Raw genomic sequence first — 24151 nt, 5'->3', positions numbered from 1 at the left:
CCTTACACCCGTTCGATGATGGTGGCGGTACCCAGCCCGTTGCCGGCGCAGAGCGTGACCAGGGCGGTTGCCTTGTCGGTGCGTTCCAGTTCGTCCAGAACGGTGCCCAGGATCATGGCGCCCGTGGCCCCCAGCGGGTGACCCAACGCAATGGCACCACCGCAGACATTGATGCGGTCAGGCGGGATATCCAGGACGCGCATATAGCGCAGCACGACGCTGGCGAAGGCCTCGTTCAGTTCGAACAGGTCGATATCGCCCGTCGCCATCCCGCAATTGCGCAGGGCCTTCTCACTGACGGCGGCCGGGGCCGTCAGCATGATCGAAGGCTCCGACCCGATGGAGGCGAAACCGCGGATGCGCGCCCGGGGCTTCAGGTTCGCGCGTTCCCCGAAGGTCTTCGATCCCAGCAGGACAGCACCGGATCCATCGACGATGCCCGACGAATTGCCGCCGGTATGGACATGGGACAAGGCCTCGATCTGCGGATAGCGCAGCATGGCCACCTGATCGAAGCCTAAGGCCGCCAGGCCTGGAAAGGCCGGCTTCAGGTTGCCCAGCCCTTCCAGCGTCGTGTCGGGGCGCGGATGTTCGTCCCGGTCCAGCAGCACATCGCCCAGGATATCGGTGACCGGCACTACCGACCGGGCAAAGCGCCCCTCGGCCCAGGACCGCGCCGCGCGGCGCTGACTTTCCAGGGCATAGGCATCGACATCCGCACGGGTGAACCCGTCCAGCGTGGCGATCATGTCCGCGCCAATGCCCTGGGGGATATAATAATTGTGCCAAGCAACGCGGGGATCGGCACTCCAGGCGCCGCTGTCGGCCCCCATGAAAGTACGGCTCATGCTTTCAACGCCGCCGCCGATACCGGCCTGGCTCATACCCGACATGATCTGGGCCGCGACATTGTTCACGGCCTCCAGCCCCGATGCGCAGAAACGGTGGATCTGCTGGCCGGCGACGGTCTCGGCATAGTCGGCGTTCAGCACGGCGGCCCGCGCGATGACGCCGCCCTGCTCACCCACCGGCTGAGCACAACCGATGACGACATCGTCCAGCAGGCTGGTATCCAGCCCGTTACGGTCGCGCAGGGCCCGCAGCACCTGGGTCAGCAGTTCGACGGCGGTGACCTCGTGCAGGGCGCCGTCGGGCCGTCCCCGGCCGCGCGGCGTGCGCACATGGTCATAGATGAAGGCTTCCATCCTGGTCGGTCCATGGCTTTTGAATTGGGAAGATGTGCCGTCTTCCCATCCCCGCCGCCCGGCCGCACCTATCCATGGGCAGGTGGAATCAGGCCTGTCCCCCCTCATCGTGCCCCCAACGACAAAGGGGATGGAAACATGCGGGTCATCATCACAGGCGCCGCCAGCGGCATCGGCCAGGCCGTCGCCCAGCGGCTTCAGGACGGGGATATCATCCGGGGCGACCACCGGATGCTGCTGGTGGATCGCGATGCGGACGGGTTGGCGCGGGTGGCCGACCTGATCGGACCGGCGGCAACCATCCTGAAGGCCGACGTGACGGACGATACCGACAGCGCCATCATCGCGGCGGCCGCCCTGGACCATATGGGCGGCATCGACGGGGTGGTCAGCAATGCCGGCGCCATCGCCGCCGGCACGCTGATGCAGATGACAGCGGCCGATTATGACCGGCTGTTCGCCGTCAATACGCGGGCGACATGGCTGCTGGCGCGGGCGACATATCCCTATCTGCGGGAAAGCCGGGGGGCGCTGGTCGCCACGGCCTCCATGGCCGCGACCCAGCCGACGCCGCCACTGGGCGCCTATGCCCCGGCCAAGGCCGCCCTGCGCATGCTGATCCGGCAATTGTCGGTGGATTGGGGACCGGACGGCATCCGCTGCAACTGTGTTTCCCCCGGCCCCACCCTGACCGGCATGACGGCGGCCGGCTATGCCGACCCTGTGCGCCGGGCGGAGCGGGAGGCGGCAATGCCGCTGCGCAAGCTGGGCACGCCGACCGACGTAGCCAACGCCATCCTGTTCCTGCTCAGCCCCCATGCCGGCCACATCACCGGGGTCGACCTGCTGGTCGATGGGGGCCTCAGCAATTGCCTGATGATTGCCAATGGCGGCGGCGCGGGTCATGCGCCGTCCGCATCCTGATGGAGGATGGAGATGGATTATCCCCCCGCGCCAGAGGTCGCCGGCAAATCGCTGGATGGCGACACGACCTATATCATCGACCCGGTGGAGAATGCGGCCCTGTGCCGGTCCACCGGCGTGGAACCGGCCGGCGACGGCACGGCCCATCCGTCCTACTATTACATCGCCACCCAGGTTGCCATGGGCCAGACCGTGGCCGGGCTGTGCGCCCTGTGTGATTTCGATGTGGAACAGGGGCCGATGATGGCCAGTTCCAGCGTCCGGTTCCAGGCGCCGCTGCGCACCGGCCGTCCCTACCGCGTGACGGGGGAAATCACCGGCCTGACCCGCAAATCCAGCCGCAAGCTGGGCCTGATGGACCTGCTGGAATACCGGCTGCGCCTGCATGAGGCGGATGGCGCCATGGTGCTGGAAACCACCAATGTCTGGGTGCTGCCGCGACGGGAGCTGATGTGATGACGGATTTACCTTCCTTCACCATACCGGCCGTCAGCGCTGATGCCATGCGGGAATGGTCGGTGTTCCTGCGCGATCCCAACCCCATCCACCTGGACCCGGATGTCGTCCGGGCCAAGGGGTTGGGGGACCGGGTGATCAACCAGGGACCGGCCAATCTGGCCTATATCATCAACATGCTGCTGTCGGCATTTCCCGGCGGGCAGATTGCCGCCCTGGAAAGCCGGTTCATCGACAATGCCTATGCCGGCGACTGCCTGACGGCCGGCGGGCGGGTCGTGGAGGCCGACGCGGCCCGCGCCGTCTGTGAGGTCTGGCTGACCGCCGATGGCAGCCGCCCCATCATCCAGGGCACCGCCACGATCACCCTGTAAACATCCCAAAACCGAGGAAACGCCATGCCAAGCGGCCCCTTCGCCCATGTCTGCATGCTGGTCCATGATCTGGACAAGGCCGTTGCCGACTGGACCAAAATCCTGTCCGTCCTGGACCCGCAGGCCCTGACCGAACCGGTTGTGCGCTATGACGGCTTTTCCAGCGGTGCTGACCAGGGCATGCGCTGGGCGACCTTCGTCGCCAATCATTCCGCCGAAATCCAGTTGATCCAGCCCGCCCCGGGCACGCCGCTGGGCGACCGGCTGGCGGCCAAGGGGGAACATGTGCATCACCTGTGCTTCACCACACCCGATGTCGCGGGCAGCCTCGCCAGACTGGCGGCGGACGGGGTACAGGTACTGGGCGATGGGACCACCAACCGCGACCCCAACATGACCTGGCAGGAATGGGGCTGGATCGGCCCGAAAAGCGCGCATGGCGTACTGGTGGAGGTGGCGGCCCCCTATGAAAGCCATGGCGACGGCCGCTGGTACGCGGCGGGGTCGCGTCCTTGAATTCGTTCCGTACGATCACTCTGCCCGGCGACGGTCTGCAACTGGTAGCGGATGCCATCGGCGATCCGCAGGCACCGCCAATCCTGTTCCTGCATGGCGGCGGGCAAAGCCGGCATTCCTGGCGCAACGCCGCGCGGCGGGTGGCCGGCGCCGGCTATCAGGGCATCAGCATCGACATGCGCGGCCATGGCGACAGCGACTGGGCCCCCAACGGCGCCTATGGGCTGGAGATCATGGCCAGCGACCTGCGCCAGGTGCTACGGACCTTCGACCAGCCGGCCGGTCTGGTCGGCGCGTCGCGCGGGGGGCAGGTGGCGCTGGTCGCGGCGGCGGCGGAGCCGGCGCAGACAAGGCTGGTGCTGCTGGCCGATGTCGGCCCGCATATCGACCGGCAGGGCGTAGCCCCCATCCGCACCTTCATGGAACGCAGCCTGCATGGCTTCGACAGTGTGGAGACGGCGGCACAGGCGCTGGACAGTTTGCCCGGGCGCCGCCATACCGCCGATGCCGGCACCCTGGCCCGGGCGCTGCGCTGTGGCGATGATGGCCGGCATTACTGGCGCTGGGACCCGCGCACCGCCCTGCCGGGATTCCATGATGCCAACGGGGAAACGGCCCTGATGGAACGGGCCGCGGCGGCCGTCCGCTGCCCCGTCCTTCTGGTTCGCGCCGAACACAGCGATGTCTTGACCGATGCCGGCGTACAGGCCTTCCGAGACCTGACACCGCACCTGCAGGTCACCACGGCACCGGGCGTAGGGCACATGTTCACCAACGATCAGAACGATGCCTTCGCCATGCCGCTGCTGGACCTGCTCGGTGCCAAGGGCTGAATACGCTATGATGCAGTCTCTCGATAGGTGCCCCCTCCACGGATAGGTTCGCCCCCCAACCCTTTCCGTCACAGATGGACATGCAGGCGGGGCGGAACCCGCCACAGCCGACACAAGCAGCAAATCTTCAACAAGGGCTGCGAGAACGAATAACAGGGAGGAAACAATGAAAATCGGGTCCAAGAACAGACGGGGTCAGGCGCATCTGGCGGCCGGCACGGCCACGCTGGCGCTGCTGGCGCTGACGCCAATGCCCGCCATCGCACAATCCGCCCCCGCCGATGCGAATCCGCAGGCGGCCCCTGCCCAGGAATTCCTGGGCGAGATCATCGTGACCGCCCGCCGGCGCAACGAAACCCTGATCTCCGTCCCCGTGGCGGTGTCCGCCGTTAACGAAGAGACGCTGGCCAATTTCGGCGTCACCGATGTCCGTTCCCTCGCCAACTACTCGCCCGGTCTGGCGATCGACAAGGTCAGCAGCGGTGCGGGTGCCACCATCACCTTGCGCGGCATCGGTACCTCCCCCGGGCAGGCCGGGTTTGAACAGACCGTGTCGCTGAACCTGGACGGCGTGCAGACTTCACGCGGGCGCGCCATCACCCAGGGCCTGTTCGATGTCGGCCATGTGGAGGTGCTGAAGGGTCCGCAGGCCCTGTTCTTCGGCAAGAACAGCCCGGCCGGCGTCATCTCCATCACGTCTGCCGGTCCGACGGACGAGGTGTCCGGCTATGCCCGTCTGGGCTATGAGACGGTGGCGGATGAGGCCATCGCCGAGGCTGCCGTGGGTGGCCCCGTCAGCGACACCCTGGGGGCCCGCCTGGCGGTGCGTTACCGCAAGATGGATGGATGGCTGCACAATATCGGGGGGCCCGTATCGACGTCGGTCCCCGGTGTGGACCGTCCCGGCGATGAGGAGGCGATGGGTCGGCTGACCCTGTCCTGGAAGCCCGCCGAAAGCAATTTCGACGCCACGCTGAAACTGTCGGCCAGCGACTACAGCGATGACGGCCCCGCCGCCGGACAGCAGCTTTTCTATTGCGGCGCCCTGCCCGCGGGTGGCGTGGCCGGCCGCGTCGACCCCTATGGCGAATGCAAGTTCGACAAGTACTATTCGTCCGCCGGACTGGCCAATGGCGTGGCCGACAACTGGCCCTATGCCGCCCAGCAACCCTACAGCGACGTGAAGGTCTATCTGGCCTCGCTTTCGGCCAACTACACCTGGGACAATCTGGCCCTGACCTCCGTGACCGGCTATTTCAGCACGCGGTCGCGGACCAGCGACAGTTACGACGCCACCTCCTACTACATCATCGGTGCCGCCGAACGAGAGGATTTCGACGCCTTCAGCCAGGAATTCCGCCTGCTCTCATCCTTTGACGGGTCGGTCAACTTCATGCTGGGCGCCTATTACCAGGATTCCGATCTCTATTTCGTCAATAACAGCCGCATCGCCCTGCTGCCGGCCGATCCCGCCACGGGCAAGTACCATAGCTGGGAAAAGCCCAGCGGCACCAAGGGCAAGGCCTATTCCGGCTTCGGCCAGTTGATCTGGGCCGTCACGCCAGAGGTGGAAATGGCCGGGGGCGTCCGCTACACGCGGGAAACCAAGGACTCATACCTCTATGATAGCTGGGTCCATCCGCTGCTGGCGGCCTCCTTCCTGCCGCCCACGACAGTGCTCAGGGACAATTTCCGTGACGCGAACTACTCGCCTGAGGCCACCCTGACCTGGCGCCCGACATCGGAGATCACCGCCTATATCGCCTACAAGACCGGCTACAAATCCGGCGGCCTGGGGCTCAGCGCCGTGCTGACCCCGAAGGCCGTCACCGCCGACGATTTCAATTTCGAGGCGGAGAAGGTGCGGGGCGAGGAAATCGGCCTGAAGGCGCAGCTGTTCGACAAGAAGCTGACCCTGACCACGGCCGCCTATTCCTACCTCTACAGCAATTTGCAGGTTAACGCCTTCAACGCGGCGCTGGCTTCCTTCACCGTCACCAATGCCGCCAGCGCCCGCAGCAAAGGGTTTGAGATCGACGCCAACCTGCGCGTCACCTCGGACCTGACGCTGTACGGCTCCGTCGCCTATAATCACAGCCGCTATAAGGAATTCATCAGCAGCTGCTATGGCGGCCAGACCTTCGCCATGGGCTGTGACTACCGGCTCAGCGTGGGGGCCGACGGCGTTGCCGGTACGGCCGACGACCGCTATGGCCAGGACATGTCCGGCCGTCCTCTGACCCGGGCCGCCGACTGGTCGCTGAATGGCGGCTTCGATTACACGATCCCGCTGTCGGGTGCCTGGGACCTGGGGCTGTCTGGCAATGCCCGCTACACCAGCAAGATCAACGGCACCGACAATTCCAACCCCGGCGGCCTGCTGAAAGGCTATTGGGTGCTGGATGCCGCGGCACGGCTGGAAATGGACCGGCAGTGGGAAATCTCCCTGGTCGGCCGCAATCTCAATAATGCCATGTACGGCTATTTGCAGGAAAAGCCGGGTTCGCCCACCACGCCGGGCACGCCCTCCCAGGTCTTCGCCATCCCCACACGCGGTCGGCAGGTTCTGGTGCAGGTCGGCTACACGTTCTGACCATCGCGACCCTGGACGGGCCGCATAAACATCGCAGTTCCCTGCCTTCCCCACGAAAGCGGGGGCCAGGGGGCACATCAACGACGCTTGGGTGCGCTTGGCCCCTGGACCCCGCTTTCGTGGGGAAAGCACCTTAATTCCCGGGGATCTGGTCGGTGAAGACGACCTACGGAGTTTATCCCATGAAAACCATCAAGGAACTGGTGGGGGTGGATTTCCCCCTGTTCGCCTTCAGCCATTGCCGTGACGTGGTGGCGGCGGTCAGCCGGGCCGGCGGCTTCGGCGTGCTGGGCGGCAGCAGCTTCACCCCAGAGACCCTGGAGACGGAGCTGCGCTGGATCGACGAGCATGTCGACGGCAAGCCCTATGGCATCGACATCCTGATCCCGGAGCATCAGCAGCTGGGTGGCGGGCTGGATATCGAGGCGCTGGCCGGCCGTATCCCGCAGGGCCATGTCGATTTCACCGTCGACCTGCTGCGTCGCTACGGCATCCATGCCGGGCCGGGCGACGTGGTGACGAAGAAGCTGCCCGCCACCCTGCCGGAAGTGGGGGAGGCGCTGATGGACGTGGCCTTCCGTCATCCCATCCGTCTGATCGTCAATGCGCTGGGCATCGCCCCGCCTTCCATGCTGGCCCGCGCGCGGGCCCATGGCGTGCCCGTCGGCGCCCTGGTCGGGGCCAGGGAACATGCCATCCGCCAGGTGCAGGCCGGTGTGGACATCATCATCGCGCAAGGTGGAGAGGCCGGCGGCCATTGCGGGGAGGTTTCCACCCTGGTGCTGGTGCCGGAGGTGATCCGCGCCATCGCCCCTCTGCGTCCTGTTCCTGTCCTGGCAGCGGGCGGCATCATGACGGGGGCGCAGATGGCCGGCTGCATGGCCATGGGGGCTGCCGGTGCCTGGACCGGATCGGTCTGGCTGGCCACGACGGAGGCCGAAACCAGTCAGACGTTCCGGGAAAAGATGGTGGCGGCCAGTTCGCGCGACACGGTGCGATCGGCCACGCGCACCGGCAAACCCTCGCGCCAGTTGCGGTCAGGCTGGCACGCGGCCTGGGACAAGGAAGGCAGCCCCGGAGCCCTGCCCATGCCGCTGATGGCCATGATCTCCATCCCCACCTTCGAGATGATCGACAAGGCCGCCGAACGGCGCGACGCCCCGGCGCGCGAACTGGTCAGCTATTTCGTCGGCCAGGGCGTGGGGCTGGTGGAGGATGTGCGTTCCGCCACCGCCGTCGTGCAGGATTTCAAGCAGGACTTCGCCGACGCCCTGGCCCGCATGCTGGCCTTCGCCGAAGAGGCGTAGGGGGCTAGCGGAGATTTGCGGGGCACTGACTTAACGGCCTTCACACCATTGCTTCCCCCGCGAAAGCGGGGGCCCAGGCGCCAAGAGCACCCAAGCGTCGCGCTTGTGGCCCCTGGATCCCCGCTTTCGCGGGGAAGGCAGATGAACAGGCGGGCAACTCTCCCGCATTCTCCAATCGTCGCACAGCCCTTCCAGCCGCGAAAGGCATCGCCATGACACACCATCCGCACCCCCTCGCCCGCCTGTTCGCGCCCCGCTCCGTGGCGCTGGTCGGGGCGACGGAGAAGTCGGTATGGACGACGCTGATCGTCCGCAATTTCCGTGATTTCGGCTATGGTGGCGCGCTTTATGCTGTCAACCGCAACGGGATCGATACGTTCGGCATCAAGGGCTACCGCTCCTGCCGCGACATTCCCGAACCGGTGGATGTCGCCTTCATCTTCGTGCCCGTCGATGCCGTGCCGGATGCGCTGGCCGATGCAGCAGCAGCCGGCATCCGCAATGTCACCATCCTGACCTCCGGTTACGCCGAAATCGGCGAGGATGGGCGACGACGCCAGGACGCGCTGGTGACACAGGCGGAAGAACTGGGCGTCACCCTGTGGGGGCCGAATTCGCTCGGCTACAACAACGCCGAAGCCGGCATTCCCGTCTCCGTCATCCCGGCCGTGAAGCCCTTCCTGCCCCCCTCCATCGCCATCCTGTCGCAAAGCGGGGCGACGGCGGCGGAGCTCGCGGAATATGCCCAGGGGCAGAATATCGGCACCAGCTTCGTGGCCGCCACGGGCAACGAGGCGCAGATCAGTCTGGCCGACATCATCGATTATCTGGTTGATCATGACGCTACCAAGGCCATCGCCGTCTTCGCGGAAAGCATCCGCAAGCCCGCCGCCTTCGTCCGCGCCGCTGAACGGGCACGGGCCAAGGCCAAGCCCATTGTCATTCTGAAGATCGGGCGCAGCGATCTGGCAACCCAGGTGGCCCAGGCCCATACCGGATCGCTGGTCGGCAATGATGCGGTATTTGATGCCGTCTGCCGCCGGCTGGGCGTCATCCGCGTCACCTCCACCGAGGATCTGATCAACACCGCCGGCCTGCTGGCCGCCACCGGGCCGCTGCCGGCGGGGGGGATGAGCTTCCTGTCCATCTCCGGCGGGGCCTGCACCCTGGTGGCCGACGCAGCGGAAGGGTTCGGCGTGCCTTTGCCCGCCAATGACCCGGCGACGGTGACAGCCCTGCGCGGTGTGCTGTCGGACCTGGGATCGACCCTGAACCCGCTGGACATTACCGGGGCGGCCATGCGCGACCCGGACCTGTTCGCCCGTGTCATTCCGCTGTTGGCCTCCAATGAACAGGTAGGCCTGATCGGCATCGGCATTGCCGTGCCGACCATGCCGGGGCAGAGCCTGCCGCCCGCCTTGACCGCCATCGGCCGGTCCACGTCTGCCATCAAGACGCCATCGGTCCTGGTCTCCACCTGCGGCAAGTCGCTGAACGATCATGCGCGCGAGGCCATCGCCGAGCATGGGCTGCCGCATGTCATGACCGGCATCGACGCCCTGCTGCGCGCCGCCGGCCCTGCGCTGTGGTGGTCTGGCCAGTTGAAGCAGGCGACCTTGCCGCCGGCTCTGGAACAGCCCGTCCGCACGGACGCACCCACGCTTAACACCGAACGCGCCGTGCTGGACTTCCTGGCGGCCAGGGGTGTGCCCGTCGTGCCCCAGCATCTGGTGCGCAGCGCGGCGGAGGCGGCCGGCATCGCCGCCGGCTTCACCACCCCGTTGGCCCTGAAGATCCTGTCCCCCGACATCGCCCACAAGACGGAGGTGGGCGGCGTCCGCCTGAATGTGCCGCCAGGGGCAGCGGCAACAGTCTTCACCGCCCTGATGGCCGATGTAGCCCGTGCCCGGCCCGCCGCCCGGCTGGACGGCGTGATCATCGCCCCCATGCGCAGCGGCGGGCTGGAAATGCTGGTCGGTGTGCGCCGTGACCCCACCTGGGGGCCGGTCATTGCCGTCGGCTTTGGCGGTGTACTGGTGGAGATGCTGGCCGATGTCGCCATCACCCCCCTGCCCATCGATGAAAGTCAGGCCAAGACCCTGTTGAAGGGCCTGCGCGGGGCAAAGCTGCTGGACGGGTTCCGGGGATCGCCGCCGGCCGATATCAACCGGCTGGCCCAGGTGATCGTCGCCATCGGTGACGCTGCCCTGTCGCTGGGCGGGGGGCTGGCGGAACTGGAGGTGAACCCGCTGCGCGTGGCCGGCGCAGAGATCGAAGCCCTGGACGGGCTTGTCGTCTGGCAGGAGGAAGTGAGATGAGTGACCAAGCCACCCCTTTGCCGGCCGTGACGCTGGAACGCGACGGTGCCGTCGCCATCGTCACCCTGTACCGCCCGGCCGTGCGCAACGCCATCAGCGCCGCCATGGCCGAAACTATTGAGCAATTCGTTCACGAGATCGAGGCCGATCCCACCATCCGCGTCGCCATCCTGGCGGCCAAGGGCCCGGTCTTTTGTGCCGGCGCTGATCTGGCAGAGGTGGCGGCAGGCCGTGGCATGTCGCTGGCCCGGCCCGGCACCGGCTTTGCCGGCTTTGTCGATGCCAAGCGGACAAAACCCTGGATCGCTGCGGTACAAGGCCCCACCCATGGCGGCGGGGTGGAGATCACGCTGTCCTGCGACATGGTGGTGGCGGCCGAAACTGCCAGCTTCACCCTGCCGGAGGTGCGGCGCGGCCTGATCGCGGGGGCCAACGGGTCCTTCCGCATCGCCCGCTACCTGCCCCGGCCGCTGGCGATTGAAATGCTGATCGTGGGGCACCCGCTGCCGGCCCTCCGCGCCCATGCGCTGGGTATGGTCAACAGTCTGGTGCCCACGGCCGATGAGGTGTTGGCGGAGGCCTTGCGGCTGGCCCGGCTGGTGGCTGCCAATTCACCGCTGGCCGTGCGCGAAAGCCTGCGGGTCGTCCGCGCCGCCGCCGATCAGGGGGAACATGACCTGCTGGCCCTGCAGGCTGACGCGGTGGGCATCGTCCTGTCAGGTCCCGACGTCAAGGAAGGTGCCAGCGCCTTTATCGAAAAGCGCCAGCCGGAGTGGCGGACATGAGCCGCCTGGAACTGCTGCCCGTCATCATCGGCGTCGGCCAGATCAATGACCGGCCGGGACCGGAAGAGCCGGGGCTGGATTCCGCCGGTCTGATGCTGGCGGCCCTGGCCGCGGCAGAACGGGATGCCGGCCTTTCCCTGTTGGGCCGGCTGGACTGGCTGGGCATCGAGAACCAGATTTCCTTCCCCGATGCCGCCGTTGACGAAACAGTGGCGCGCGGCCTGCCCGCCCGACCCGGCCATATCCGGCTGACCGACGATGCCAGCGGTCACGGCCCCATCGAATTGCTGAACCGGGCCGCCAACGCCATCGGGCGGGGAGAGGTGCGGCTGGCCGCCATCACCGGTGGGGAGGCCCTGCGCACCGCCGCGAAACAGGCCAAGGGCGGGGCCATGGCCAACGCCCTGGCGGCAGCGGCGGAAGCCGGGGCGACAAAGCTGGCCCGCCGCTACGGCCTGGTGACGCCCGCCGATGTCTATCCCCTGTATGAGAACGCCACCCGCGCCGCCTGGGGCCAGACATTGGCCGCGGCGCAGGAAGAGACGGCGCTGATCTGGTCCGGCCTGTCGCGGATAGCGGCGGACAACCCGCATGCCTGGCTGCGCACCCCCCTGGCCCCGGATGACATCCTGGCCGAGGGGCCGGCCAACCGCATGATCAGCTTTCCCTATACCAAGCTGATGGTGGCCAACAGCGCCGTGAACCAGAGTGCCGCCCTGATCCTGGCCAGCCTGGAAACGGCCCTTTCCCTGGGGGTGCCGCGCGAGCGTCTGGTCTTTGTCGGGCCGGGAGCCGCGGCGCATGAGCCGGCGGATTTCCTCTGCCGTGACGGGTTCACCGGCTCAGCCAGCCTGAATGCCAGCATCGACCGCGCCCTTGCCCTGAACAATCTTGTCACCGGATTGCTGGACCATGTGGAGCTTTACAGCTGTTTTCCCTGCGTACCCAAGATGGCGCGGCGGCGGCTGGGCTGGCCGGCGGAACGGCCCGCCAGTGTCTATGGCGGCCTGACCTTCGGCGGTGGTCCCATCGGTAACTGCATGACCCACGCGGCGGCTTCCATGGTGGAAAAGCTGCGGGCAGCACCGGGCAACGGTCTGATCGTCGCCAATGGCGGCTATGCCACCCATAACCACGCCATCGTCCTGACCAGCCACACCCCGGCCACCAACCCCTTCCCGCAGGATTTCGACGCGCAGTCAGTGGCCGATGTCCTGCGCGGCCCCATTCCGGCACTGCTGGATGAGCACGCCGGGCCGGGCGTGGTGGAGAGCTTCACCATGCCCTATGGGCGTGAGGGCAAACCCTTGGGCGCCACCATCGTCGCCCGCGCGCCCGACGGCGCCCGTTTCCTGGCCGCCGTGCCGGGTGATGACGGGGAAGTTCTGGACTGGCTGGCCGAGGGCGATCCGGTGGGCAGTGCGGGCCGCACGGAAGCCATGGCGGATGGGCGTCGGCGCTGGGTGCGGGGCAGCTGACCCCTATCGCCGGACAGGCGCCCGTCGCCCGCCCCCTGCCCCATGATCAAAGAAAAAGCAAGGAACAGGGAGGAAGACATGACGACCGGAAACACCCGGCCAGCGTCCACCCCGGATGACACCATCCTGGATGCGATCATCATCGGCGCCGGCTTCGGCGGCCTTTACATGCTGCACCGGCTGCGCCAGTCGGGCCTGACGGCGCATGTGTTCGAAGCGGCCCCCGATGTCGGCGGCACCTGGTACTGGAACCGCTATCCGGGTGCGCGCTGTGACGTAGAAAGCGTGGCCTATTGCTATTCCTTCTCGCCGGAGATCACGGCCGAATGGAACTGGTCTGAACGCTTCGCCACCCAGCGCGAAATCCTGGATTATATCCGCTTCGCCGCCGACCGGCTGGACCTGCGCCGCGACATCAGTTTCAACACCCGCGTCACGGCCGCCCATTATGACGATGGCGCCAATCTGTGGCGCGTGACGACCGATCAGGGCCGGACAATCACGGCCCGCTTCTGCATCGCAGCCACAGGCTGCCTGTCAGCCAGCCGCCTGCCCGCCATTCCCGGCATCGACCATTTCAAGGGACAGGTGATCCAGTCGGCCCACTGGCCGGAGCAACCCGTAGATTTCAAGGGCAAGCGGGTGGGCATCATCGGCACCGGGTCCACCGGCATCCAGATCATCCCCGTGGTCGCGGCCCAGGCCGGGCACACTTATGTCTTCCAGCGCACCCCGGCCTACAGCGTACCGGCCCGCAACGCCCTGCTGTCGGATCATTATCGCGCCGCGGTGAAGGACCATTTCCCCGACCTGACGCGCCAGCTTCGCGCCGGCCAGATTCATGGCAATGGCGACCTGCGTATCCCGGGCGAAGAACCCCTGCCCCAGCCCCTGACCGCCGCCCAGATGACGAAAGAGGAACAGCAGGCGGAACTGGAACGGCGCTGGCAGCGCGGCGGGGCCTGGTTCATGTTCACCTTCGCCGATCAGGTGTTCGACCACCATGCGAATGAGGTGGCGGCCGCGTTCATCCGCACCAAGATCCGCCAGATTGTGCGTGACCGCGTCGTGGCGGAGAAGCTGTGCCCCACCTCCTATGCCATCGGGGCCAAGCGCATCTGCGTCGACACCGACTATTATGCCACCTACAACCGCCCCACTGTCACCCTGCTGGATCACAGCACCGATCCGATCCTGGAAGTGACGGAGACGGGCATCCGCACGGGAAGCGGTGATGTCGATCTGGACATCATCATCTTCGCCACCGGCTTCGACGCCATGACCGGAGCGCTGCTGTCCATGGATATCCGGGGGCGGGGGGGCGTCGGCCTGAAGCAGAAATGGGAAGCCGGCCCCCGCACCTATCTGGGGCTGGGCATGGCGGGCTTTCCCAACCTGTTCACCATCACCGGGCCGGGCAGCCCGTCGGTGTTCAGCAATGTTGTCGTCTCCATCGAACAGCATGTCGAATGGATCGGGGATTGCCTGGACCATCTGCGCCGGCGGGGACTTGCCGGCATCGAAGCGACCGAGACCGCTGAGGATGACTGGGTCCGCCATGTGGGCGAGGTGGCCAACGCCACCCTGATCCCCACCGCGAAATCCTGGTATGTCGGGGCCAATATCCCCGGCAAGCCCAATGTCTTCATGATCTATGTGGGCGGTGTCGGCCCCTATCGCGACATCTGCGACAAGGTGGCGGCCGAAGGTTATACAGGCTTCGCCCTGCTGCCCGCCCCTACGCGCCGGGAGGAAGTGGCATGATTACGGGCGAAAGTTTCCTCAAGAAACAGCACCGCCACCTGATCGGCGGGCAATGGGTGGAGCCGGCATCGGGAAGCCGCTTCGACGTTCTGGACCCCGCCACGGGCGACATCATCGCCCAGGCGCCCGACGGTGATACCAGCGATATTGACCGGGCCGTGGCCGCCGCCCGCACGGCGCATGAAGGGGCCGTCTGGCGCGGCCTGACCGGTGATGCCCGCGCCCGCACCCTCTGGCGCTATGCGGACCTGCTGGAAGAAAATGCGGCGGAACTGGCCTGGCTGGAGGTCCGCAATAACGGCATGCCGCTGGGTTTCGCCCAATGGGCCATCGGGGCCAGCGCCTCCTGGCTGCGCCATTATGCCGGCCTGACCGGCAATATCCTGGGCCAGAATGCGTCGGGCGCTGTGTCGGGCGGCGGCAACAACCTGCACGCCTATACGGTGCGCCAGCCGGTGGGGGTGGCGGGGCTGATCCTGCCCTGGAATGGCCCCATCGGCAGCTTCATCATCAAGGTCGCCCCGGCGCTTGCCGCCGGCTGCTGTCTGGTGGTGAAGCCGGCTGAGAATACACCGCTGACGGCCCTGCGCCTGGGCGAACTGGCGCTGGAGGCCGGTTTGCCGCCGGGCGTGCTGAACATCGTCAACGGGCCCGGTGCCGTGGCCGGGGCCGCCTTGGCCGATCATCCGGGCGTGGACAAGATTTCCTTCACCGGGTCGACTGCCATCGGGCGGCAGATCGTGACAGCATCGGCCGGCAACCTGAAACGTGTGACCCTGGAACTGGGCGGCAAATCGCCCTGCATCATCTGCGACGATGCCGACCTGGACCGCGCCATTCCCGGTGCGGCCATGGCCATCTTCGCCAATAGCGGACAGGTCTGTTTCGCCGGCTCCCGCCTGTTCGTACAGCGCCGGTCCTTTGACACGGTGGTCGCCGGCATCGCCGACATCATCAAGAATATGAAGGTCGGGTCGGGCCTGGACCCGGACACCGCCATCGGCCCCCTGATCTCCGCCCGGCAGCGCGACCGCGTGCGGTCCTTTGTGGAGAATGGGCGGGCGCAAGGGGCGGAAATCCTGGCCGGTGGCGGTGTGCCGGATCAGGGGGGCTTCTTCCTGGAGCCCACCCTCTTCGCCAATGTCCAGGCCGACATGCGCATCGTGCAGGAGGAGATTTTCGGCCCCGTCCTGGTGGCCACCCCCTTCGACAGCCTGGACGAGGTGGTCCAGGCAGCGAACAACACGCGTTACGGCCTGGGGGCCGGCATCTTCACCAACGATATCAACAAGGCCCACCTGCTGGCCGACCGGATCGAGGCCGGCAATGTCTGGGTCAATTGCTATGGTGTGATGCACCCGACCATGCCGTTCGGCGGGTTCAAGGAATCCGGCTGGGGCCGGGAGATGGGGATGGAGGGGATGAATGCCTTTCTGGAGACCAAATCCGTCTATGTGCAACTCCATGCTTAAGCCCCTCTCTGCCCTGCTGCTGGCCGGCACGCTGCTGACCGGCGCGCCCGTCCTGGCCAATGACCGCATTCAGGCGGCGGATACCGAGCCGCAGAACTGGCTGAGCCATGGCCGCACCTATGGCGAGCAGCGTTTCTCCCCCTTGGATCAGATCAATCCCGGCAGCATCGGCCGCCTGAAACTGGCTTGGTATCATGAGTTCGATACCAGTCGCGGCCAGGAAGGCACGCCGCTGGTCGTGGATGGGGTCCTGTACACGACCACGGCCTGGAGCAAACTGGTCGCCGTCGACGCCGCCACGGGCACACCGCTCTGGTCACACGACCCGCAGGTGCCGGGCCGGGCTGCCTTCAATGGCTGCTGCGACGTGGTCAACCGGGGGCCGGCCTATGCCGATGGCAAACTGTTCCTGGGCACGCTGGACGGGCGGTTGCAGGCGCTGGACGCACGCACCGGCAAACTGCTCTGGTCGGTGCAGACCACCGACCCGGAAAAGCCCTATACCATCACCGGCGCCCCGCGCGTGGCCAAGGGCAAGGTGTTCATCGGCAACGGCGGTGCTGAATATGGCGTGCGCGGCTATGTCAGCGCCTATAACACCAGCACCGGCAAACTGGTCTGGCGCTTTTACACCGTCCCCGGCGACCCGTCGCACAAGGATGGTGCGGCATCGGACGCCATCCTGGAAAAGCTGGGCCGCGCGACCTGGAGCGCACAGGATTACTGGAAGAAATATGGCGGGGGCGGCGGTACCGTCTGGGACAGCATCGTCTATGATCCCGACCTGGACCAGCTTTATATCGGCGTGGGCAATGGATCGCCGCTGAACCATGTCATCCGGTCGGATGGCAAGGGCGACAATCTGTTTCTGTCGTCCATCGTGGCACTGGACCCCGATACCGGTGCCTATAAATGGCATTATCAGGAAGTGCCGGGCGAAAGCTGGGATTACACCGCCTCGCAACAGATCATGCTGGCCGACCTGCCCCTTAAAGACGGGCAGCGCAAGGTGATCCTGCACGCGCCCAAGAACGGCTTCTTCTATGTGATCGACCGGCAGACGGGAAAGCCGCTGTCGGCGGAAAAATATGCGCCCGCCAACTGGGCCACCCATGTCGATCTGACCACCGGGCGGCCTGCCATCGTCCCTGAGGCGCGCTATCTGGAAAAGCCCTTCATCGCCACGGTCGGATCTGCGGGCGCCCATAGCTGGCACCCGATGGCCTTCAGCCCACAGACGGGGCTGGTCTATATCCCCGTGCAACTGATCCCCGGCTATTACCATCGCGACAAGGCCTTCACCTATCGCAAGGGGCGCTGGAACCTGGGTTACGACCTGATGCAGGTGCCCATCCCGCGCGACGGCGACGGGCGCAAGGCCATGCAGGACAGTTTGCAGGGCTGGCTGTCCGCCTGGGACCCGGTGACACAGAAGGAAGTGTGGCGGGCCGACCATGGCATGGCCTGGAATGGCGGCGTGCTGGCCACGGGCGGCGGACTGGTCTTCCAAGGCACTTTCGACGGCAAGTTCGAGGCTTATGACGCGCGCACCGGTGCGGAATTGTGGCGCTTTGCGGCACAGACCGGGGTGATGGCGGGTCCCGTCAGCTACAGCGTCAATGGCAAGCAATTTATCGCCGTGCTGGCCGGCACGGGCGGGGCCGTGCCGCTGGCCCTGCCCAGTTTCCAGGGCCCCCTTGTCCGGCCCAATGGCCGCATCCTGGCCTTCGCACTGGACGGCACCGCCACCCTGCCGCCGCTTGACGGCGCCATCGCACCACCCAGCAATGCCAGCGTGCCCGCACCGGCTGAGCGGATCGAGCAGGGGCGCCTGCTCTATGCCGACAATTGCGGCGGCTGCCATGGCATGGGCACGCTGTCGGGCGGCATCCTGCCCGACCTGCGCCGGTCGCTGCTGCTGGAAAGCAAGGAGGCCTGGCAGCAGGTGGTGATGGACGGCGCCTTTCAGGACCGGGGCATGATCAGCTTCCGTCCATTCCTGACCACAGACGAGGCGGAGGCCATCCGCGCCTATGTCGCTGACGAGGCCGGCCATCTGCGCCGCACAGCCAAGGAGCCCTGAGCCATGGTGATGGACCCCGACGCCAGACGCCTGCTGGACATGGCCGCTTCCCTGGGCGCCCCGCCCCTGGACGCCATGCCGGTGACCGATGCCCGCGCAGCCGTGCAGGGGATGGCAACGATGCTGCAGCCGCCCGCCATACCCCACCGGATGCGGGCGATCGATCTGGGCGGCGTTCCGGCCCGACTGTATCGTCCGATGGAAGCCGAGGATACGGCCATGCTGCCCGTCCATATTCATCTGCATGGTGGGGGTTGGGTGCTGGGCGATCTGGACGGATGCCATTCCTTCTGTGCGGAAATCGCATCGACGGCGGGCATCGCCGTGATCTCCGTCGATTACCGCCTGGCCCCGGACCATCCCTTCCCCGCCGGTCTGGATGACACCCTGAAAGCGGTGCGGGAAGTGATGCAGCAGGCGCCCGCCCTAGCCATCTACGCCGACCTTGTGTCCATCGGCGGCGACAGTGCCGGCGGCAATCTGGCGGCGGCGGCCTGTCTGGCGCTGCGCGACACGGGCGGGCCGTCCTTGAAAGCGCAGATTCTGCTCTACCCGGTCACGGACCTGCGCATGCAAACCGCATCATATGCCATGCCCGACGGCGACGGGCTGTTGACGGCAGGGATGATGCGCTGGTTCCGCGACCTTTACGGGGGCGATGCATCCGACTGGCGCGTTTCCCCGCAGCTGGCCGCCAGCCATGCCGGCCTGCCGCCCGCCTATATCGTCACCTGCGGTTTCGACCCGCTGCGCGATGAGGGGCGGGCCTATGCCGCCGCGCTGATCCAGGCGGGCGGCGCCGTCACCCATGTACCCTATCCTGGACAGATCCACGGCTTCCTGTTCATGGGTGCGGCCATCGCCGCCGCCGGCCCCGCCATCGCGGATATCGCGGGGTATTTACGGGGGCGGTTGCATGGCTAGACGGTCGTCGCATGGGCCTTCTCCTGCCTCCCCCGCGAAAGCGGGGGTCCAGGGGCCAAGCGGGAAACGGCCCCCACAATGTTAATGCAGGTTTGAGGAAAGGTCGGGCTTCTGGCCCCTGGACCCCCGCTTTCGCGGGGGAGGCAGGGAAGATCGTTCCGCACGCCGTCAGTGCCACACTTCCAACCGGAGCCCACCATGCTCTCCTTCGACGATTGGCGCGCCCGCTCGCCCTTCTATGACGAAACCCATGACGCGGTGGCCCGGTCCGTGGCCAAGTTCGTGGAGCGGGAAGTCACCCCCCATATCGACCGCTGGGAGGCGGAGGGCGAATTGCCCCGCGACCTGCACCGCAAGGCCGCGGCCGCCGGCATCCTGGGCCTGGGCTTTCCGGAGGAATATGGCGGCCTGTCGGAAGGGTTCGACATCTTCCACACTTTCACCCAGGCCGAAGAACTGGCCAAGACCGGTGCCGGCGGCCTGCACGCCTCCTTGATGACCCATTCCATGGCGTTGCTGCCCGTTCTGCAACTGGGCTCCGACGCAATGAAACGCCGCGTCGCCCCAGCCGTCCTGGCCGGGGAAAAGCTGATCGCACTGGCCATCAGCGAGCCGTCCGGCGGATCGGACGTCGCCAACCTGAAGACGACGGCCCGGCGTGCGGGCGACCATTATGTGGTGAACGGGTCGAAGACCTTCATCACGTCGGGCATGCGGGCCGATTATTTCATGACGGCCGTCCGCACGGGCGGGCCCGGCATGGGCGGCATTTCGCTGCTGCTGCTGGAAGCGGACATGCCGGGCTTCGCCCGGACCAGGCTGGACAAGATGGGCTGGCGCTGTTCCGACACGGCCACGCTTTATTTCGACAATGTCGAGGTGCCGGCCGAAAACCTGATCGGGCCGGAAAACCAGGGCTTTCAGCGCATCGTCCGCAATTTCAACGATGAACGGCTGCTGATGGCCATGCAATGCTGTGCCCATTCCCGGGTGTGCCTAGCTGAAGCCGTGGAATGGGCCCTGGTGCGGGAAACGTTCGGCAAAAGGCTGGTCGAGCACCAGACCATCCGCGTGAAACTGGCCAATATCGCCCTGATGATCGAAGGGACCCAGGCCTGGGTCGACCAATGCGCCTGGATGCACCGGGAGGGCAAGCTGGCGCCGGCCAGTGCCGCCATGTTGAAGGTGCAGGCGACCCGCACCCTGGAACTGGCGGCACGCGAGGCGGCCCAGGTGCTGGGCGGTGCCTCCTACATCACCGGCTCGAAGGTGGAGCGCATCTACCGCGAGGTGCGGGTGAACGCCATCGGCGGCGGGTCGGAGGAGATCATGCTGGACCTGGCCGGCCGCCAGCTTTTCCGGTGACATTTTCCAACGAAATAGGCAACCGGGGCGGTCATCCCGCCCCGGTTGCCTTTCATCAATAATCCGCCGTCAGGCGCAGCCCCCAGACACGCGGGGCACCGGGGAACATGTTCTGGCCCAGGAAGCCCAGGGTCGATCCCCAGAAGGCATATTTCTCCTTCGTCAGGTTCTTGCCATAGGCCGACACGGTCCAGACCCCCGACGGGGTCGTGTAGTTCAGATTGGCATCAATCAGGTTATAGGATTTCTGCTTCAGCAGGTTGGGATCGTCGAAGAAATAGGCGCCCGTGTAGCTGCTGGACAGGTTGGCCTTGAACGCCCCGCCATCGGCCAGGGTGCGCTCATAGCTGGCGGTCAGGTTGAAACTGTCCTTGGGCACGCGCACGAATTGCCGGCTGCCCGGATCGGCCACACCCGCGAAGCTCTTATATTCCGCATCGGTATAGCCATAGCTGCCGGACACCGACAGATGCGGTGTCAGGATGGCCGTCGCCTCCACCTCCACGCCCTGGATGGTGGCGTCGGCGGCGTTGAACACGGACTGCACCACGCCCAGCGTCGGGCTGACGCCCAGCACGGTGCGCTGCAAATCCTTGTAATCATTGTTATAGGCGGACAGGTTCAGGCGCAGGTGCCGGTTCAGCAGGTCAGCCTTGTATCCCATCTCATAGGCCGTGACCTGCTCCGCCTTGTACGGCTCGATGATGGCCGTACCGCGCAGGGAGAAACCGCCGCTGCGGAAACCGCGCGTGGCCGAGGCAAACAGCAGTTGGTCTTCCGTCACCTGATAGGACAGGCCCAGCTTAGGCGACAGATTGCTGTCGTCGGTCTTGGCCTGTGGCGACAGGGTGCAGGTGGAGAAATCCAGGGCACAGGACCCGAACGGCGCCGACCGGGCCTTCTTGTTCTCCTCCGTATAACGGGCCCCGACGGTGAGCGTCAGCTTCTCCAGCGGGCGCCAGTCGGCCTCTGCGAAGGCGGCGAAACTGTCATTGTTCAGCAGGGACCGGGTGGCGACCCGCTGCGCCCCCTTGTTCAGGTTGCGCCCTTCGCGGAAATTGAAGCTCTGCTCGAAATAGTAAAGGCCGGTGGTGAAGTCGAAACTGTCGGACAGCGGCATGGCATAGCGCAGTTCGGAACTGAACTGGTCCTGGTTCTGCGCAATGCTTTGCAGGAAGGCCCGGCTGGGCGTGCCGTCGAAATCCGTCAGCACGCGCGTGCGGACATCGCGATAGCCGGTGACGGAGGTCAGCACGCCACCACCCACGGTCCAGTTCAGTTCCAGCACCCCGAACAGCACATCGATATCGTTGCTGCCGCGCGTGTCGGGCGCCACGGTCCAGAAATCGGCCGGGGTGATATAGCCCTCCTGCTGCGGCAGGGTCATGGGAGATCCCGGCAGGGTGGAGGGCGATATGCCCCGCGCCACCACGGGATCACCCTTTTCCGAATACCATTCGCCAATCAGCGTCACATCCAGGTCGTCGCTGGGTGTGAATCGCAGGCTGGGCCGCAGGATGACGGAATGGCTTTTGCCATAATCGCTGTTGGTCGTGGCATCGGTAAAATAGCCGTCCAGCCACCGGCTCTGCACCGCCAGGCGGGCGGCCAGCTTGTCTTCCACCAGCGACCGGTTCAGCACGGCCGAGGCTTCATAACTGCCATAGGAGCCAATACCGACGGTGGCCTTCGTGCTGCTGACGGCAGAAGGCCGCGCGCTGCGGAAGGAAACCGCGCCCCCAGTGACGTTGCGTCCAAACAAAGTCCCCTGGGGGCCGCGCAGGATCTCCACACCTTCGACATCGAACAGGTCGCCCAGCGCGCCGTAGTTCGACCCCCAATAGACACCATCCTGGAAAATGCCGACCGCAGGTTCGTCGGACGGGGTTGACCCCGACACGCCCATGCCACGGATGGCGAAATTCTGCACACCCTTCTGGGCAGATGGCTGCAAGGCGACGGATGGGGCCAGACGGCCGATATCGACGATATCCTTGACCAGGAAATCTTCCATCTGGGCCGGACCGAAGGCCGTAGCAGAAATCGGTGTCTCCTGCAGGCTTTCGGCCCGCGCCCGCTTGCGCGCCGTCACCACGATCTCATCCAGTTGCATCATGTCGTCGGTCGCGGGCACCGATTGCGCCACCGCTGCATCCGCCACCAGAGACAGTATCAAGAGGGAAATTCCGCACGACAGCCCGGATTTCCTTTTCATCACTACCTCCCTTTGCCGCGTCCTGCATGGGATCGCGTCGTTTATTGGCAGGACTCACCAGCATCGCCCTTGCGATGCAAGGCGTATCCATACCCATGTCTGCATGATGGGAGCTGCGGCGACCCTTCATCGGCGGCACACCAGACCCTTGCCCACTGTCCATCTCCTGGCGGCGGCCGGAACCTGCCGATCGATAGGTTCCCTGTGTAATTGCACCGGCCTAAGCTGCCATCATCAGATTTCAAAAATTGGGGAGGAACAGATGCCCGATGGCCGGATGACACCGGACAGTCCCGAGGGGTGCCCGCATGCGGCCGGCATCCTGGATTTCGCGGACAAGGACCCGTTCGGGTACTACGCCCGTCTGTCGGCCGCCGGCCCCGCCCCGGTGTGGGATGAAACGGCGGGTGCCTGGCTGGTGCATGATTTCCAGCAATGCCTTGATTGCGAACGCAATGAAAGCCGCTTCGCCAACATGTACATGGATGCCGACCCGATCACGGTGGCCATCAAGGGCGGCGGAGCCAACATCACGCTGAGCCAGGGACAGGATCATCTGAAGCTGCGCCGGTTCCATTTCCGACTTCTGTCCGCGGCCAATGTCGAACGGTTCCGGGACCTTCATGTCCGGCCCGTCATCAACGGCCTTCTGGACAGGTTCCCCCCTTCAGGCAGGGTCGATCTGGCCGCCGATTACGCCGCCCAGATCCCGCCCCGCATCATCTGCGCCCTGCTGGGAATGCCCACCGACGACGGCACCGTCATGGAAATCCTGGACGCGAACGAGGCCATCGTGCGTTTCATCGCCTCTGGCTACCGCGACACGGGCTTGCGGGATCTGGCGCAGACCGCTTCACAGCGGCTGAACGACCTGTTGCTTCCGCATGTCCGGGCCCGGCGCGAAACACCAGGCGATGATTTCATCAGCCGCGTCTGGCAGGAGGCGCCCGGCGACGGCATCGACCTGGATGAAGCGGGTGTGATGGGCATCTGCCGGGAGCTGTTCTTTGCCGGATCCGATACCAGTGTCCATGGCATCGCCAATGCGCTTTACTTGATCCTGTCCGATCCGGCCCTGAAGACGCGCGTCATGGCAGATCAGGCCGCCGCCCTTCCCGCCCTGGTGGAAGAGGCGCTACGGCTGATGAATGTTGTGCAGTTCCGCCACCGCCGCTGTCTGGAAGAGACGGTCGTGGGCGGCGTCACCATCCGCACGGGCCAGATCATCATCCTCCTGCATGCCGCGGCCAATCGCGACGCTGAACGCTTCCCCTGTCCTGACAGGGCCGATCTGGACCGGGCGGACCCGACGGCGCATCTGGCCTTCGGGCGGGGCATCCGGTCATGCGTGGGCGCACAGCTGGCAAGGGCGGAAATGCAGGAGGCGGTGGCCCTGCTGCTGACCCGGCACCCGACGGTATCCCTGGATCCGGACGGGCCTGCCCCCTACTTCCGGGGCCTGTACATGCGGTCCATGGGGCCGCTGCCGGTTTCTCCGGGGGGATGACCGGACAGGGGTGGACAGAAGCCGGCCCGGCC

Annotated in this window: 18 protein-coding genes; 16 read left to right on the top strand and 2 right to left on the bottom strand. The window is 66.1% G+C overall.

Translation table 11 applies throughout. The features are described 5' to 3' along the window. Positions 1-2 precede the first annotated feature (2 nt). On the bottom strand, positions 3-1205 hold the full coding sequence (locus ACODTW_RS17665; RefSeq protein WP_488947377.1) for an acetyl-CoA C-acetyltransferase: 1203 nt from the start codon (positions 1203-1205) through the stop codon (positions 3-5). Between the two features lie 138 nt (positions 1206-1343). Here ACODTW_RS17665 and ACODTW_RS17660 point away from each other — a divergent pair, with 138 nt between their 5' ends. From ACODTW_RS17660 to ACODTW_RS17590, 15 genes are all read left to right on the top strand, one after another. Further along, positions 1344-2129 (top strand): SDR family NAD(P)-dependent oxidoreductase, encoded by a 786-nt coding sequence (locus tag ACODTW_RS17660; RefSeq protein WP_488947376.1) that lies wholly within the window; start codon positions 1344-1346, stop codon positions 2127-2129. 12 nt (positions 2130-2141) lie between these two features. Then, complete coding sequence (locus ACODTW_RS17655) at positions 2142-2585, top strand: hotdog fold domain-containing protein (RefSeq protein WP_488947375.1); 444 nt, start codon at positions 2142-2144, stop codon at positions 2583-2585. After that, complete coding sequence (locus ACODTW_RS17650) at positions 2585-2959, top strand: MaoC family dehydratase (protein ID WP_488947374.1); 375 nt, start codon at positions 2585-2587, stop codon at positions 2957-2959. Before ACODTW_RS17655 ends, ACODTW_RS17650 begins: the two co-directional genes overlap by 1 nt. Positions 2960-2983: 24 nt before the next feature. Then, positions 2984-3475, top strand: coding sequence for a VOC family protein (locus ACODTW_RS17645; RefSeq protein ID WP_488947373.1), 492 nt, complete (start codon positions 2984-2986; stop codon positions 3473-3475). Continuing rightward, positions 3472-4308 (top strand): alpha/beta fold hydrolase, encoded by an 837-nt coding sequence (locus ACODTW_RS17640; protein WP_488947372.1) that lies wholly within the window; start codon positions 3472-3474, stop codon positions 4306-4308. Before ACODTW_RS17645 ends, ACODTW_RS17640 begins: the two co-directional genes overlap by 4 nt. A gap of 166 nt (positions 4309-4474) precedes the next feature. Continuing rightward, positions 4475-6901: a TonB-dependent receptor gene (locus ACODTW_RS17635; RefSeq protein ID WP_488947371.1), complete on the top strand. Its 2427-nt coding sequence runs from the start codon at positions 4475-4477 to the stop codon at positions 6899-6901. 182 nt (positions 6902-7083) lie between these two features. Further along, on the top strand, positions 7084-8208 hold the full coding sequence (locus ACODTW_RS17630; RefSeq protein WP_488947370.1) for a nitronate monooxygenase: 1125 nt from the start codon (positions 7084-7086) through the stop codon (positions 8206-8208). 212 nt (positions 8209-8420) lie between these two features. Beyond that, on the top strand, positions 8421-10526 hold the full coding sequence (locus ACODTW_RS17625) for an acetate--CoA ligase family protein (protein WP_488947369.1): 2106 nt from the start codon (positions 8421-8423) through the stop codon (positions 10524-10526). Further along, positions 10523-11311 carry an enoyl-CoA hydratase-related protein gene (locus ACODTW_RS17620; RefSeq protein WP_488947368.1) on the top strand — a complete coding sequence of 263 codons (789 nt, stop codon included), beginning with the start codon at positions 10523-10525 and terminating at the stop codon, positions 11309-11311. Before ACODTW_RS17625 ends, ACODTW_RS17620 begins: the two co-directional genes overlap by 4 nt. Then, the gene (locus tag ACODTW_RS17615) at positions 11308-12789 is read left to right on the top strand and encodes a hypothetical protein (protein WP_488947367.1); all 1482 of its coding nucleotides are present in this window, start codon (positions 11308-11310) and stop codon (positions 12787-12789) included. Before ACODTW_RS17620 ends, ACODTW_RS17615 begins: the two co-directional genes overlap by 4 nt. Positions 12790-12867: 78 nt before the next feature. Next, positions 12868-14553, top strand: coding sequence for a flavin-containing monooxygenase (locus tag ACODTW_RS17610; RefSeq protein ID WP_488947366.1), 1686 nt, complete (start codon positions 12868-12870; stop codon positions 14551-14553). Continuing rightward, positions 14550-16025, top strand: coding sequence for an aldehyde dehydrogenase family protein (locus tag ACODTW_RS17605; protein WP_488947365.1), 1476 nt, complete (start codon positions 14550-14552; stop codon positions 16023-16025). Before ACODTW_RS17610 ends, ACODTW_RS17605 begins: the two co-directional genes overlap by 4 nt. Beyond that, positions 16018-18108, top strand: a complete 2091-nt coding sequence (locus ACODTW_RS17600) for a PQQ-dependent dehydrogenase, methanol/ethanol family (protein ID WP_488947364.1) — start codon at positions 16018-16020, stop codon at positions 18106-18108. Before ACODTW_RS17605 ends, ACODTW_RS17600 begins: the two co-directional genes overlap by 8 nt. 3 nt (positions 18109-18111) lie before the next feature. Beyond that, positions 18112-19032, top strand: a complete 921-nt coding sequence (locus ACODTW_RS17595) for an alpha/beta hydrolase (RefSeq protein ID WP_488947363.1) — start codon at positions 18112-18114, stop codon at positions 19030-19032. Between the two features lie 198 nt (positions 19033-19230). Continuing rightward, a complete protein-coding gene (locus ACODTW_RS17590) occupies positions 19231-20397 on the top strand; it encodes an acyl-CoA dehydrogenase family protein (protein WP_488947362.1) in 1167 nt (388 codons plus the stop codon). Between the two features lie 55 nt (positions 20398-20452). Here the strand turns inward: ACODTW_RS17590 and ACODTW_RS17585 are convergent, their stop codons facing one another. After that, on the bottom strand, positions 20453-22573 hold the full coding sequence (locus tag ACODTW_RS17585) for a TonB-dependent receptor (RefSeq protein ID WP_488947361.1): 2121 nt from the start codon (positions 22571-22573) through the stop codon (positions 20453-20455). Positions 22574-22874: 301 nt separating this feature from the next. Between ACODTW_RS17585 and ACODTW_RS17580 the strand changes: the two genes are divergently transcribed. After that, a complete protein-coding gene (locus tag ACODTW_RS17580) occupies positions 22875-24119 on the top strand; it encodes a cytochrome P450 (RefSeq protein ID WP_488947360.1) in 1245 nt (414 codons plus the stop codon). The last annotated feature ends 32 nt before the right edge of the window (positions 24120-24151 follow it).

It is taken from the genome of Niveispirillum sp. FG148, from assembly GCF_057809655.1.
This window is presented reverse-complemented; position numbering and strand designations above follow the sequence as displayed.